This window comes from uncultured Aquimarina sp. (assembly GCF_947495315.1).
Classification (GTDB): domain Bacteria; phylum Bacteroidota; class Bacteroidia; order Flavobacteriales; family Flavobacteriaceae; genus Aquimarina.
This window is the reverse complement of the sequence record NZ_CANLYD010000023.1, coordinates 92,595-107,413: the sequence shown is the minus strand read 5'-3', so window position 1 is coordinate 107,413 and position 14,819 is coordinate 92,595. Positions and strand designations below refer to the sequence as shown.

At 30.4% G+C, this 14,819-nt stretch carries 19 protein-coding genes; all 19 read right to left on the bottom strand.

What is annotated here, in order from left to right; genetic code table 11:
* Positions 1-257: 257 nt before the first annotated feature.
* On the bottom strand, positions 258-668 hold the full coding sequence (locus Q0910_RS27065) for a hypothetical protein (RefSeq protein ID WP_299223566.1): 411 nt from the start codon (positions 666-668) through the stop codon (positions 258-260).
* A 7-nt stretch (positions 669-675) separates the two neighbouring features.
* A complete protein-coding gene (locus Q0910_RS27060; protein ID WP_299223564.1) occupies positions 676-1,383 on the bottom strand; it encodes a hypothetical protein in 708 nt (235 codons plus the stop codon).
* Positions 1,384-1,472: 89 nt separating this feature from the next.
* Positions 1,473-2,036, bottom strand: a complete 564-nt coding sequence (locus tag Q0910_RS27055) for a nucleoside monophosphate kinase (protein ID WP_299223562.1) — start codon at positions 2,034-2,036, stop codon at positions 1,473-1,475.
* 198 nt (positions 2,037-2,234) lie between these two features.
* Entirely contained in the window at positions 2,235-2,768 is a 534-nt protein-coding gene (locus tag Q0910_RS27050; protein WP_299223560.1) for an HD domain-containing protein, read from the bottom strand.
* Between the two features lie 205 nt (positions 2,769-2,973).
* On the bottom strand, positions 2,974-3,876 hold the full coding sequence (locus Q0910_RS27045) for a hypothetical protein (protein ID WP_299223558.1): 903 nt from the start codon (positions 3,874-3,876) through the stop codon (positions 2,974-2,976).
* A gap of 80 nt (positions 3,877-3,956) precedes the next feature.
* Positions 3,957-4,580: a hypothetical protein gene (locus Q0910_RS27040; protein WP_299223556.1), complete on the bottom strand. Its 624-nt coding sequence runs from the start codon at positions 4,578-4,580 to the stop codon at positions 3,957-3,959.
* Between the two features lie 95 nt (positions 4,581-4,675).
* The gene (locus Q0910_RS27035; RefSeq protein WP_299223554.1) at positions 4,676-4,852 is read right to left on the bottom strand and encodes a hypothetical protein; all 177 of its coding nucleotides are present in this window, start codon (positions 4,850-4,852) and stop codon (positions 4,676-4,678) included.
* Between the two features lie 184 nt (positions 4,853-5,036).
* Entirely contained in the window at positions 5,037-5,501 is a 465-nt protein-coding gene (locus tag Q0910_RS27030; protein WP_299223552.1) for a hypothetical protein, read from the bottom strand.
* Between the two features lie 247 nt (positions 5,502-5,748).
* Positions 5,749-6,372 (bottom strand): porin family protein, encoded by a 624-nt coding sequence (locus tag Q0910_RS27025; protein ID WP_299223550.1) that lies wholly within the window; start codon positions 6,370-6,372, stop codon positions 5,749-5,751.
* A gap of 95 nt (positions 6,373-6,467) precedes the next feature.
* A complete protein-coding gene (locus tag Q0910_RS27020; RefSeq protein WP_299223548.1) occupies positions 6,468-7,574 on the bottom strand; it encodes a hypothetical protein in 1,107 nt (368 codons plus the stop codon).
* A 202-nt stretch (positions 7,575-7,776) separates the two neighbouring features.
* Positions 7,777-8,322, bottom strand: coding sequence for a hypothetical protein (locus Q0910_RS27015; protein WP_299223546.1), 546 nt, complete (start codon positions 8,320-8,322; stop codon positions 7,777-7,779).
* Positions 8,323-8,997: 675 nt separating this feature from the next.
* Positions 8,998-9,342 (bottom strand): hypothetical protein, encoded by a 345-nt coding sequence (locus Q0910_RS27010; RefSeq protein WP_299223544.1) that lies wholly within the window; start codon positions 9,340-9,342, stop codon positions 8,998-9,000.
* A gap of 234 nt (positions 9,343-9,576) precedes the next feature.
* Positions 9,577-10,209 carry a hypothetical protein gene (locus tag Q0910_RS27005; protein ID WP_299223542.1) on the bottom strand — a complete coding sequence of 211 codons (633 nt, stop codon included), beginning with the start codon at positions 10,207-10,209 and terminating at the stop codon, positions 9,577-9,579.
* Between the two features lie 178 nt (positions 10,210-10,387).
* Positions 10,388-10,696, bottom strand: coding sequence for a hypothetical protein (locus Q0910_RS27000; RefSeq protein WP_299223540.1), 309 nt, complete (start codon positions 10,694-10,696; stop codon positions 10,388-10,390).
* Positions 10,693-11,169 carry a hypothetical protein gene (locus Q0910_RS26995; protein ID WP_299223538.1) on the bottom strand — a complete coding sequence of 159 codons (477 nt, stop codon included), beginning with the start codon at positions 11,167-11,169 and terminating at the stop codon, positions 10,693-10,695. Before Q0910_RS26995 ends, Q0910_RS27000 begins: the two co-directional genes overlap by 4 nt.
* A 79-nt stretch (positions 11,170-11,248) precedes the next feature.
* Positions 11,249-11,908: a hypothetical protein gene (locus Q0910_RS26990; protein ID WP_066316471.1), complete on the bottom strand. Its 660-nt coding sequence runs from the start codon at positions 11,906-11,908 to the stop codon at positions 11,249-11,251.
* An 82-nt stretch (positions 11,909-11,990) separates the two neighbouring features.
* Positions 11,991-12,473 carry a hypothetical protein gene (locus Q0910_RS26985; RefSeq protein ID WP_299223534.1) on the bottom strand — a complete coding sequence of 161 codons (483 nt, stop codon included), beginning with the start codon at positions 12,471-12,473 and terminating at the stop codon, positions 11,991-11,993.
* A 465-nt stretch (positions 12,474-12,938) separates the two neighbouring features.
* Positions 12,939-13,562: a hypothetical protein gene (locus tag Q0910_RS26980; RefSeq protein ID WP_299223532.1), complete on the bottom strand. Its 624-nt coding sequence runs from the start codon at positions 13,560-13,562 to the stop codon at positions 12,939-12,941.
* 242 nt (positions 13,563-13,804) lie between these two features.
* Positions 13,805-14,749, bottom strand: a complete 945-nt coding sequence (locus Q0910_RS26975) for a hypothetical protein (protein WP_299223530.1) — start codon at positions 14,747-14,749, stop codon at positions 13,805-13,807.
* Between the last annotated feature and the right edge of the window lie 70 nt (positions 14,750-14,819).

The window sequence follows — 14,819 nt, the reverse complement described above, 5'->3', positions numbered from 1 at the left end:
GATAGAATCCTTTCATATTTGAAAATTTATTTCCGTTAATCTCGATTATTCGCATTTTGGTAAATTAAGCACAACGTCTCGGCTATGGTTAGTACGGGAATTAAAAGTAGTCAACTTTCGATTAAGCACTTAGCCAAAACTTTTTATTTTGTTTTATCTTTTTTGTTGTAAACCCAAATCAAAAAGATTTGGCGGACTTGGTTATAGGCTCTAAACTTTGAGTTAAGTGCCAAAACCCGCATTAACTATAGCCTTTGTTACCTGCTGGCTTTATTCAGTTTTCTATTATTCATTTTTTTAATCCCATATTTTCCAATTCGGATTAAAATCAGAACGATTGCAACTACTGCTGAAAACCAAGCAGTATTATAAATTCCTGATTTAAAATCCTCGATTGGAATAAGTCCAGAAAATTCTGTTCCTAAAATAATGCAAACCAAAAATATTCGGATTAAGATTTTAAACCAACTCGGTTTTGTCAACATTTCATAAATTCCGATTATTAATACAAACAAAAAAAATGTATCATATTGGATAACTACATTTATCAATGAATCAAGTTCGGGATTTTCTTTTTTCCATTCTTGTAGTTCATAATAGTCTTTCAGAGATAATATCAGTTGGATAATTATTACAATTATTGAAAAAAGTGGGTTATATAATTTCACGAGTTGTTTATGTTGTTACCAGTTGACTTTTATTTGGTTGTGATAAATTCGATAAAGCCAAAAGCCCACCAACTGCTAATATTGCTCCGCCGACAAAAGGAAATCCAGCTCCAACTAAATCAGCCATATTCGATGAAAACAGAAATGGCAAACAGAATAGCATTCCAAAAATTCCAGCCGCTATTGAAGCAAAAGCTCCAAATTTGGTAACTCGTTTCATATCAAATATTGTTTTTTGTTCAAATTCTGGTTTTAATAATTCAGTTCTCAATTCAGTCAGATTTCGAGTTGCATACTTTTCGATTGTCCATTCCGAAATTCCGATAGATTTCTTTCCTTTTTTAAAGTCCGAGTAAAAAGTCCGCCATAAGTCTGGAAGTAAAATTGCTCCGAAAATCAAAATTGCAAATGAAGGAATAGAATAATTTCCATTTCCAACCATAAAAGCTTGCATTCGGATTTCGTCTTCAGCTGTCATTTGGTAATTAAGTAAAACGTGTTTCAAATCGTGACTTTCATATTTAGGCACTAAAGTCAGATTATGGTTGTCGAGACATTCAGCGATTTCTTTTCCTAAAGTTCCTTTTTCAAGATTTCTTAATTCCGAAACCTTTTGTTCATAAGGTTCCATTTTGCTAAAGAATTCGATTGTTGAAACAGAAAGATCAAATGATCGTTTTATAATTTTTCTAGCTATTTTTTGTAATATATTCATTTATAATTCAGGCTTTTTTGCGCTTGCAGGTAACGTTAAATGTATGGTGCGTTTACTTCCCGAAGGGAGTATATGCACTATACATAGTGTTATAAGCTTGCTTTTATTCGTTCAGTTATTTCCTCAATTGATCCAAGTCCGTCAAAAGTTTTAACTGCAAGTTTTGATTTCATATACTCTATAGCAGGTCTAGTTGATTTTTCAAAAACTTCAATTCGTTTTATATGAATTTGAGGGTCTTTATCATCCTTTCTGTTAGATGTCTCCGCTCTTTTCTTAGCTCTAATTAAAAGTTCAGATTTTGGCACCTCGATATTCAATACCTTTCCGATTTCCATATCCTTTCGTTCGACTAGTTCAATTAAATCATCAACTTGAGCGTCCGTTCTTGGATAACCATCTAGAATTATACCCTTATTAGTTTTGTTTTTATTCAGGATTTGGCTAAACAATTCTTTCATTAGCGAATCAGGAACTAAATCTCCTTTTTCTTCATATTCAGCCATTATTTTTCCAATTTCGGTTCCGTTTTCCTTTTCAAATCGGCATCTATCTCCAGTTGAAATATGTTTAAAATCTAGTTGCTCATTTAAGATTTCGCATTGCGTTCCTTTTCCAGAATAAGGTGGTCCAGTAATTATTAGTATTTCCATTTATTATTTTTCTTCTTCTTGCTTATAACGTTTAATATATGTGTCGTAGCAGAGCAAAATGTTACTTTGCTTTTCGATATTTCTGCGCATTGATTGCTAACTTTTACTTTTTGCAAGCATTGCGCCATCATAAATATACAAGAACCATTCGATTGATCACCTAACTGCTATGATCACATATATGTTGTTATACACATTTTATAATCCTTGCCATGCAATTCTATCATCTGATCCTATAGCAATCTTTTCGAGAATTAATTCCAATTTCATTGAAACATCCCAATAATCCGTTTCGGTTAATTCTGAAATTTTGTTTGCTATCCGTTCCTCTAATTCATTTATTCGTTTTCCTTTCCAAATTTTGTCAGATAAACATACGATTAGGTCTTCTATTTTCAGATCTGAATTCTCCCAATTCCCATGAGTTATGGTAAATCTTGATTCCTCATCATTGTAGCCGAGTTCTTTTAGTATTTTAAATCCCTCAGATTCGTGTTTTTTACCTTTTTTATATAGCTCATCGGTAATTAAAGCTTTTCCGATGTCGTGAGTGGATGCACCAAATAGTAATTCTTTTTCATTTAATACCAAGTTTGGCCATTCAGTTTTTAATTGTTCAACTATATGGAAAGCTGTTGAATTAACAATAGTTAGATGTTTAATAAGTCTTTGGGGAGCGTCAAATTGCTCCAGTAAACCCTTTATTTCTTTAGATAATTCTGCTATTTTCAAATAATTGGTTTTATTGTGTATAACGCCAAATATATGAATCGGAGCAAGGCAAACTAGCCTGAACCAATCGATCTATCTGCGCATTTTTATTTCTTGTTAATTTATAAAAATCTAGCGCCACTACAAAAAGGAAATGACCTTTCGATCTAACACTAAACTTTGCTCTGATTTCATATATGATGTTACAGCACGTTTTCAATTTGACCTATGGTAACTCTTTGGTCCAGTTGATAAAACAACTTGAATAATCATAGTTTTCAAAAACTTGTTTAATAATTTGTGTTGTTTTCAAATGACAATACCTTTGATCTTCTCCAAAAGACAAAATTTTGCTTATGAGAGTATTTAGATTTTTTTCATTTTTCATTTCAAATATTTCAATCCCACCTTCATTAACAATTACATAATATATGTTGGGTTCATATTTTTCGTAGTTAGCGAATGAATATATTCCGCAATCAATATTTTCATTCTCTTTAGGCATTCCATAATAGAAATCTGTTCGATTAATACCTAGATAATAAGAGTCTTTAAAATAATAGTCAATGTTTTTGAATTCACTTTTCTCAACTAAAAATTCAGCAAGTTTAAGTTTTAGTGAATTTAATGTAAAAATACTCTTTATCGGTTTTAATTCAGATTTGCAATTTTTGTTTCCTATATATCTTGGATTTCTATTTATATTATAATGAACACCAATAAGCCTTGATAAATAGTCTATTGTTATTTCATAGCAATAGTTTTGTTTATTAGAAAAAACTATTACTTTCTTAGCTGATTCAATAAGTCCGCTTAGGGTTGATATATCTAAAATATCGTATGAATTATTTTCTATAATTACAAAAAATGACAAACTATGAGTTGAATTGTTGTTAAAAACATAAATGCCATTTTTTAATTGTTTATCTAACAACTTATTATGAATTCCACCAATATAGAGCCGACCAATCTTAACAGAATCCTTTTCTAAGTATCTTATTTGATTTTTCTCCACTAAAAAATTTTCAAGTTCGATTTTTAAATCATCAAAAGATATTTTTTTAGTTTCTTGGGAATAACTTATGCTTGACACAAACAAAATCAATATTAGAAGAAGTGTTTTTTTCATATGTGCTGTAACGTTAAATATAACAAACGTTGCTGACCTAAAGGGCAGCTATGTTTTGTTATATAGTGTTATCTGTTTTTTTATTTAAAATTTGTCCTAAATAATTCAATCAGTTCGTTCGAGTCTGTTGTATTTTTATCAAATAATCTTAAAGGTTCTCTAACTTTTGGATATTCATCCACAAATTCAATTCCGTCAATTTCTTTAAGGTCAAACTTATCCATCGATTTGAGAAATGATTCTTGATCAACTCCCCAAAACTTTATGTATTTAGACTCAGGAACAAAAATTTCGATTAATTCAGAATCCGAGTGAAAAATCATTCCAATATCGATAAAAGTGTCGGAAATAATTTCAGTCTTATATTTAGAAACAAAGTCAAGAGTTTGATTTTTGTCGGAATATTTTCCGTATTCAGGGTCACAATCAGAATGATTAAAAATCAATGAAATTTCATCTGGCATCTGATTGCTCAATTCAAGTATTAAATCCCAAAGTTTTGAGTTGTCAATATTAATTTCAGCGTAGAAATTAAAAGCTAATTCTTTGTTTTCCGGATTATTGTCTTTTGGTAGAATTTTGAATCCTTCCACAATTTTTGCTGTTTCTCGTAGCTTTAAACGTTCACTTATTGATGAATTCATAGGAACTTCATCAATTTCAGGAGCTCTTAAAGTTTTCGGTAATTCCAATGATGGTTTCATAAATTCTATCTAAAGGATTTCAATTTTTTCAATTCAGCAATTATGGAATCATCAATACATAATTTGTTAAGCTTTGCGTTTATTTCTTCCGTATATTAATTCGAGGTCATTCCATTTTTTATTAGTTCCAAATTTGATACAAGTTCTTCCATCTCTACAATGATGTTTTGATTGGCACTACTTTTTTCTTCAGAAGTTCCTATTCGCTGAAGATGGTCTACATCACCACCAACTTTTTTATACAATTCAATATGATATTTGGTTATGGTCATTGCAATTACAGATAACGTTTAATATATGTGTCGTAGCAGAGCAAAATGTTACCGAGCTTTTCGACTTTTCTGCGCATTGGTTGCTAACTTTTATCATCTGCAAGCATTGCGCCTTACCAAATATACACAGACCATTCGATTGATCACTTTGCTGCTATGGTCACATATATGTTGTTGTGCATTGTTATTTTATTTTTTCGAATATTTTTTCAGCATTAATTTTATCATTTAATCCAATCTCGAAAATTAGATCTCCATTTTGTTCAAAAAAACGTAACCCTCTCTTGTGGTAAAATGTAAGCCAATCATTACTTCTTCTTCCTAAATAAAAATTAGATTTAATATTTTTACGAATTTCAACTTCAAAAGGTTTCTGTATTTTTTTTGTTCGATATGTTATGCATAGCAATTTTTTCTCAATTAAGAATTCCCTTTTGTTGTTGATTAGTAGGATTCTACCGAAAAGTAGCCATAAAATATCGATTATAATCCCTAAAGAAAGGATACCTAAAATTACAAAAGCTAAGATTGGTTCAATTAATACTTTTCCCTCTATAGCTAAAAAAAGTAAAAATCCTAAAAAAATAGAACTGAAAACAATATAAGGTGGAAATTTATTTACTTTATACGATGCAATTATATTTTTCATAAATCTTTTAATACTAATCCGTTGCCATTTTATTGTATCAATTGTTAAGGAAAAATGGTTTTATTATGCACAACGCCAAATATATGAATTGGAGCAAGGCAAGCAAGCCTAAACCAATTGATCTATCTGCGCATTTTTATTTCTTGTTCAATTTATAAAAATCTAGCGCCATCACAAAAAAGGAAATGACCTTTCGAACTAGAACTAAACTTTGCTCTGATTTTATATATGATGTTATCAACTTTTTTTAGATTCTATAATCTATTCCGATTGAAAACACCGAACTATTTGCTTCAATCCGCTTGGTTATTCCGTAACTATATCTTATACCTGTTCTGATTTTTTTTCCAAGATTATATCCTAAATCTACTATTACTCCAAATTCTATATTTGAATTGGAAGTAAGTTTTAAAAATTCTCCTATGACATTAGAGTCGTTATACTCAATTGTTCTATTTAGATTATAGCCTAATTGAGGACCAATATTGAAATTAATTTTTTCGTTAAAAGAATATTTTAAAGTTATCGGTACTAATATCATAAATTCCTTTATGTCACCATCAATACCCGCTGGTATTCCAGGAGGTCTGTCAGGATCAACACTAAAGTCAATTAAAAAATCACTATTCTGTACCGAAAATAAGACTTCAGGTTGAATAGCAATCTTCTCGGTTAAATTTAAATTCATTAATCCACCTATTTGCACTCCTATTTTTCCTTGATAATTTATAGGGAAACCTTCATCTTTATCATTGGTAAATGAAGAATAATTTAGTGCCGCTTTTATTCCAAATTCAAGTTTATTTTTTTGAGATAGGATTGGATTAATTGTGGCTAAAAACAATCCAATTGAAAAGTAAATTTTTTTCATCTATTATATTTAACTTATTGTTGATAACGTTCCTTGTATGTTGCGTTTGCCTGCCGGAGGCGGCATATGCAATATACAAATTGTTGTATGTAGTTTTAATATATTATTGAGTCTTTGGCTATTCCATTATCATAAGTAATGGATTTATTTAAATTGCCATTTTCGTCATAGTGCTTAATGATACCATCAAAGAAACCATTTTTCATATTCCCTTCAAGATTTTTAATTCCAGAGTCATTATAAGTAATGATATGTCCGTGATGTTTATTATTAATTTTTTCGGATCTCTCAATTACAATTCCATTATCATTATAAATTATTAAGCTTCCATTTGTTTTAAAGTCCTTGAACTCAGCTTCTGCTTTTAATTTCCCATTTTTAGAGTAACGTAATTCTTTGCCAGTAGTTATTTGACTTACTGTATCCAAATTGACAATTTGTAGCTTTTTAATGTTTCCATTTTCATAAAATGTTTTACTGGTATCACATTTTTTTCCATACCAATACTTATCAGATGATTTTAAGTTGCCATTTTGAAAATATACTTTAACTATTCCGTGAAGTTCTCCGTTTTTTATAAAGTTTTTTTCTTCTAGATTTCCATTTTCAAAATAAATTACTCCTTCTCCAACTTGTTTTCCCATATTCCAATAAGATACACTTTGCAATTTGCCATTTTCCCAAAAGTTTTCTCTTTTACCGTGTTCTAGTCCGTCCTTAAGTTCAATTATTTGTCTTAGAGAGCCATCATTCTTCCTGTATTTTTTCCAAACACCTTGCTCAAGATTATTTTCTATGTTTCCTTCTTTTGTTAGAATTCCATTATTAGAATGATATCCTTTATAATATCCATTTTCATATTTTAATTTAATAACGGAATCAGCTTTTCTCCATACAGTTTTTATAAGCTTATTAGAATCTTTATCATAAAACTTTTCAATTCTGTTAGGCAAACTGTCAATTACTTCTATTTCTCCAAATCGATTTCCATTATCAAAAAAGTAAGTTAATTTTCCTTTTTTATATTTAAAATCCGAATTCGAGCTTGTTTTTTGCCAATATCCAGTTTTTCCTTCTTCCTTATAATAAAGATAATTTGCGTTTCTATATTTTGTGTCTCCAATATCCGAAGAGCAAGATTCCATTATTAGAGAAGAAATAAATAGTGAAAGTATTAATAAAGTCAGTTTCTTAATTTTCATTTATGATTTGAAGTTCTTTTGGAATTACATACAACGTTATAAGTATGTGTCGTAGCAGAGCAAAATGTTACCAAGCCATCGACTTATCTGCGCAGATTTTATAACTTTCACTTCATAAAATCTTTGGGCCATAGCAAATATACAAGAACCATTAGGTTATGACTTAACTGCTATGACATCATACTTGGTGTTGTAAATAGTTTTAATCTTTCCAATTTATATATGTCAACTCTTCGCCTCCAAAACAATCATTAGTTCCAGTCAAAATTCCTTTATTAAATAAAAGATGAGCCATCATAATTTGTTCTTTTTCAGAATTATGATAAAAGCTCCATTTATCGGATTTTAAAATGCTTTTTGAAATAGAATCGATATTAACCATTTTAGAATATTCAGTTAGCTCTGTATTTGAATATGAAATTCTGTTTAACCTTTTCAGGATACTTTTCGTTTTTATATTAAACTCCCGATTTTTTCTCCGCTTAATCTTTTTTGCTGTTTTGTAATCCTTTTCAATATTAATATTCCATTCATTTGTTAGAGCATAAACGAGTTCTCCACCTTCTAAACAAACTTCTTTGCTATTTCCTGTATTTAAGTCAGTTATATTGACAACTAAATAGTAAGGAAATGTGCTTCCATAACTATCAATTGCTTGGCAATAGTTTTCGTAAATTATTTTTTCATTTTGGATATCAGAAAATGAAAAAATAAAAAAACAGGAAAAAGTTAAGAAAAGTACTTTCATAATTATTTACAACGTTTAATATATGTGTCGTAGCAGGGCAAAATGTTACCCTGATTTTCGATTTTTCTTGCGCATTGGTTGCTAACTTTTACTTTTTGCAAGCATTGCGCCTTCATAAAAATACAACAAACTTTGGATTAATCACGTAGCTGCTATGATCACATATATAGTGTTATGGCGCGTATCTTTTTTTCAATGGCAAGCCTTTGCAAACAAGCCGCAGCAAGGCAATATTACTTGCATTAAAACTCCGTTATATTAGTTTTCCTTCCCGCGATTGGGTTGCTGTCATCGAGTAGGAGACAGACCAAACTAAATAAACCTGAACTTTTTTAATTCCGATGCTGATCAGCCAAAAAAGCGATTTTTTAGCACGCCTGTCTGCCGACAGGCAGGTTACTGCTCAGTAAACCTCCTCAATATTGGCTTTTCTATCGCTTTTTCTTCGATTAGGTACTGGCCATCACAAAAAATACACTGTTCACTGGTCTGGCTTTTGTCCGCTGTTGCGTTCTGCTTTTCAGATTCCAACAATGCGCCTTAACGATTAGTGTATGATTAGTTGCGAGAAAGTACGCAGGTACTTTCCGCCGTTGCTAAAGATAATTAATGCGCGTGAATTTCCGATAAGGAAATTCCGCCGCAATTAATTCATACACCTTGTTACCACATGTTTTATTTTAATTCCGTTATATTTTGATCAAACCAAACATCTTCATATCCATTTTTGTCCGTCAAAAAACGAAACCCAACATCAAGTCCAAGATATTTAGTTATCTCAGGTTTTAATTCAATCAGATCTTCTAAACATAAAGGCTTGAAGAAATCATCTTCGTCCGACCATTCACCACTCCAAATATACCATCCGTCCATTTGTCCGTGCCTGGGATGTCTTAGTCCATTCAAAGGTTCAAGTTCAAGATTTGAAGAAACTCCGATAAAAAGCTTATCGTCAACAGGAGTAAAGTCAGAATTATATTTTTTACAAATCAGTTTTTGCAATTCCATGTGTTCTTTCAATTCTTCGATTTCTTGATTTTTCTTTTTTTCTAATATGTGGTAACGTTTAGCTATGCGTAGTGCGGGAGCAGGAAATCATAGGTTTTCGATCCAGCACTTAGCCAAAGTTTATGTTTTGTTTTTATCTTTTCTAAAATACTAAATTTAAATTTTTGGCGACAAACCAAATAGGCGATGACCTTTCGATTAAACCAAAACCTCGCATTATCGCATAGGTGTTGTTACCACACGTTTTTATTTTATTTCGTCAATTGACATTTCTAACACATCTCCATCATAGTGTAAATTTCCGCTTTCATATTGTTCCTCTGAGAACGCCTTTATTTTTCTTTCAGGCTTTAAATATTCTCCGAAAGAGTTTATATTAATTAATTCATTAAAGTTTAGTTTAGTTCTGACAATTTCAAAGTCAGTATTTGGGAATTTTCGAGAATATTGTAACTCATCAAAATATTGGCCTTGTAAAAAGAGTGTTTTATTTTTATCTATTTCTAGGTAAAATCCAGAACCAAAATCTTCGGGATCTTTTCTTTTAACAACTCTTTGCGTTTTAATTTTGAGAATCAGTGCTTTTCCGTTTTTAATTTCATTATCGACTTTTTTGTTCCAACCGATTTCTCCCATCCGTTTCATTATTATCAGCACAGTAATAATTGCAATAATTTGTAGAATAATGACTATTGGTAATTCTGTCTTAGGTGGTACTTCTTGAACGAATTTTTCATACAACAAAAATGGTCCGATTAGGATAAATGTGGCAATAATCCATTTCATTCCAAAATTCTCAAAATGTTGCCAAAGAGAGTGTTTTCTACTTTTCAATAGCTTTATTTCTTCTAGATTATATGGTCTTTCTGTTTTTTCCAAATGTGTGGTAACGTTTAATATATATGTCGTAGCTATGTAAAATGTTACCCAATTATCGACATATCCGCGCATTGATTGCTATTTTTTAGTTTTGCAAGCATTGCGCCATTCTAAATATACAAAGACCATTTGATCTAGCCATAAACAGCTATGATCATATATATAGTGTTGTAGCCAGTTATTTTTTCTTGAATATTCCATTGTATTTTTTTGAATCGGGCGAATAAGTTACAAGGTTTCCATTTTCGTCATCTACAAATAATTTACCGCATTCGATACATTCCAATATTGAATCAAAAACTCTCATCATTCGCAATTTCATACAAGCATCTTCTTTTTCCTTTTCTGATGGTCCTGATTTTTCTATTGCAAAATCAATAGCATCCCAAAAATCGTCCCAATTTCTATCAGGAATAAATCTTCCTTTGTACATTATGTAATCAGAAGAATCAGATATTATATTTCCGCAAGTACATTCAATTTTCATTTCGAATTTTCATTTAACCTTGTAATCATAAGTACAATATTCCATAGTGAGAAAAAATCGCTTCCTTTTTTAGTTATAAATTCGGTTTCTTTCCCGTCAAATTCAGTAATCAATAATTCATATTCATTTCGTTTTTTAATTTTTTTTAGCTTAGTTTGGCCAGCTTCTGCTTTTTCGAAATATTCTTTCCGATTTTTAGAATCTACATCTTTAATTGATTCTAGTTTTACAGAGTTGAGTTTTGTTCCATTATATCCAATGATTCTTTTAGTTCCCAATGCTGTCCAATTATTCTTTGAATCCGTAAATAGTAAGATTATTTTTCCACTATCTTTTTCGTCAAAATGATTTGAATATTTCATTTTAACTTCATCAGTCAAGTTTTCAAATAAAAAGACACTTTTATTCGGTAGACCATGTTGAGAAGCTCTCCACTTAATTCTATCTTCTATAAATTCGACTGTTTTTTGCATTCAGTTTAATTGGCTACAACGTTTCTTGTATGGTGCGTTTGCTTCCCGAAGGGAGCATATGCATTATACAAATTGTTATCTATAGTTTTTTATATATTTTATTTTCAGATAATCTTGGCGATTCGTAGGAGATCAGCTTATTATCTTTATATTTAAACTTATGTTCATAATACTGGTTGATTGAATCCGGTGATTTGTTCAATCTAATAATTATATTGTCAATTTTTTCATCAATGGAGAATTGCTCAGAAATAGTATCACCATAAACAACATAATCCATTCCGATAACTACTATTTCATTATCTAAAGATTTAATTTTAAATTTTGGTAACTTAATTATACCATTGTTATCTGTTTTTACTTCATATTTAGGTAATCCATTAATTAGACTTTCATATTTTATTTTAAAATCTCCTATTGACTCTTCATTAAATGATTTTACATTTATCCTTATGGAATCGCTAGAGTTATCAAAATAATTGCGTTCAATTTTGGAAGTTATATCCAAAGTTCTTTGTATCTCAAATAAAGTCAGTGTGATATCTTCTAATTTCCATTTTCCAGTAAAATCATTCCATAACCAACAACTATCACCTCTTTCCTTATAGGTGTAGGTCCCGTCTTTCCTTATTTCTATAGTATCTTCATTAAGGTTATCTATGATTTCAAAAGTTCCGATAACTCTTTCCGAATCAGAACTAATCAAAATGAGTAATATAAAAAATATATAGTGTTTCATTAATTATAGATAACGTTTCTTGTATGTTGTGTTTGCTTCCCGAAGGGAGTAAATGCAATATACAAACTGTTGTACATAGTTTTTACTTTACGATTAAGTAGTCAGAAATTATTACTCCATTATATCCTGCATTTTGATGTTTAAGAGAAAGCTTATTATTTAATAATGGCTTAAATATCAAATTAGTCGTATCGTTTACGATATCTATTTCAAATCGATAAGCTCCAGAATCACCCTTTTTAGTTTTTAATGTAATCGGGTTTTTAATTTCAAAACCTTGTTTCGATTCATCCCTTTCAGTTCCAAACATTACAAAATCGTCTCTAACATCAGAAACAAAAACAAACTCACCATAATATTTTGTTCCTTTTTTCACTTGGCTACCTTTAATTGGATAATGTTTAATCATTACTCGGTCAAACACATATTTGTTTTCATATTTTTTTAATTCCGATTTTAAACTGTCATTTTGAGTTTGTAATTGGTTTATTCGGTTTTTAAATTCAGTTTGATTTTTACAACTTGTAATTAATATCAAGAGTAGTAAAATGTAAATTTTATCCATTTAGATTGAGTTTAGGTCAATTATGTACAACGTTGTGGGCAAGAGCTGCGGTCAGCAGCGTCTTGGCCCTCAACTAACTAGTTAGTTGGCAAGGGGCAAGGCGTTGTTGGCCGTTGCTTCTTGCCTGGTGTTATCTGCTGTCTTTGCTGAGCCACCATAAGTAAGCCTAACATTTCAACGATAACATCGGTATCCAGAACCTCTTCGCAGTAGCCTAGAAGGTGTAAATATGCGAGAAGAGCCGATCACAGCTCTTGCCCACAACGTTAAATCTGCAAGCGAGCGAAGCGAAGATTGCAGATTTAACGTTTAATATATGTGTCGTAGCAGGGCAAAATGTTACCCTGTTTTTCGATTTTTCTGCGCATTGGTTGCTAATTTTTTGTTTTTGCAATCATTGCGCCCTTGCAAAAAAGCCAGAACCATTCGATTCATCACTTAGCTGCTATGATCACATATATAGTGTTATCGCATGTTTTTATTTTTCTTAATAAAGTTTTCCATTATAGAGTCTCGTTCAAAGGTATTTCCAATTTCATAAACTCTTAAATGTTCAATACAAAATAAAGGATGATCAGGTTGTTCATTTTCTTTTGTGCCAGGTTGACAATAATTATTAAATCCACCAATTTCAAATATTCCATCCAAATCTACATCTCCAAAAATATCTGCTGTTGATTCTTCAGTTTCACCTATAAATTTAATTTCGTTTGCACTTTGTTTAAAAACAATGAACTTATTTGGAGAAGGTCTATTATTGGATGTAAATACATAAAAATTCACAAAACTGCCGTTTTCAGGTTTTTGAAAAAACACACAGACATTGTCCTGATAACCTTCAATTTCCAAATCATCTTTTTTGTATTCTAAAGTTACTTTATCGTTGATGATAAATTGAATTTTTTCATAAAGATGTAATTCATAAGGATCTTTAATTTCAGACAATATTATTTTCGTTTCTAAAATACTCTGTTTGACAGATTTTGGAATTCCGTTGATATAATTTTCAGGCACAATTTGATCTTTTTTAGATGCAGGGTTGCAGCTGATTATAAATAGTGAGAGTATTAGTAGTATTTGTTTACTCATTATTTGTTTAATGTGCGATAACGTTCTGTGTATGAAATGTAGCGTGTAAAAAGACATTAATTTTTCGGATAAACACAGAGCCGAATTTTTATATTTTGTTTTTAATTTTTCTGTTCTAAAAGCCAAATTTAAAAATTTGGCGGTCTTTGCAAATACACACAAACCTTTCAATTTAACACTTGCCAGCTATGTTTTATACACGTTGTTAGGCACTGGCAGTTTTAGATGACTCAGTATTAATATTACTTTAATTCGGTTAGAAGCTCACTTAAATAAGAATTCAAAAAAACCGTTTTAACAAAATTTTTCCATTTCACTTCTCCATTTTTTCTTCGATGAGATAAGTCATCAAATAATTCTTGGATTACTCCACTAGCATTTAAATCATCAAGTAATGTTTTGTCGTTTAATAGGCTTTTGTATTTAGGTTCATCTTTTCTTTTCATTAATTCTAATAGTTCTATTAGGTAATGCGACGAAACATGTCTACTAAAAGGTTTTAAACCAGTACTTTTTTTCATGATTTCAACCATGAAATCAATCTTTTGATAATCGAATTGACGAATGAAAAAGTGAGCAGAATTAACTAATAAAATAGCTTTTTGATCTGTTGAATATTTTGATTTATTATCCAAAACTTCTTTTAGAAAAGTCATAAAACTTTCACTATTATCAAGGTTTGAAAAATAGTTAATTAAACTTGAAGTGTTTCGTTCAAATTTTTCTCCCGTCATATTAGGAACATCATTTTTGAGAAAATCGATTAGAATTTTTTCCTGCTCAGAAGTTGGTAAATCAGGAATTGGTAATTTATTTATTTGATTATTTTCAGATTTAATTCTGTTATTCAATTCTCTTATAAGTTCTTCAATATTTTGCGAACCTTTATTATTCCTAACTTCAAGATATCGTAGGTAAGAAACTATAGCAAAAATTAGAAATAGGAATAAGGTAGCCAAACTAGGAATTTCAAAACTTAGATAAGTTGCTATGACATTTAAAATACTTTTCCATATTATGTTTCCGGAATTATCACTTGCAAGTTGTATCCATTTTACAAGTGGTTCTGAAAGTTTTGTTAATTCGCCTAGAAAGAATAGACAATAGATTCGCGCTATTGACCAGTAACTTCTTTTAAAAAGCTTGCGATAAATATTTATTAGTGAATCTACTGTTATTGATTTCAATTTTTAATGCTTGTTTGATTTCTTTTGATAAGCTTGTGCCTAACGTTGTGGGCAAGAGCTGCGGTCAGCA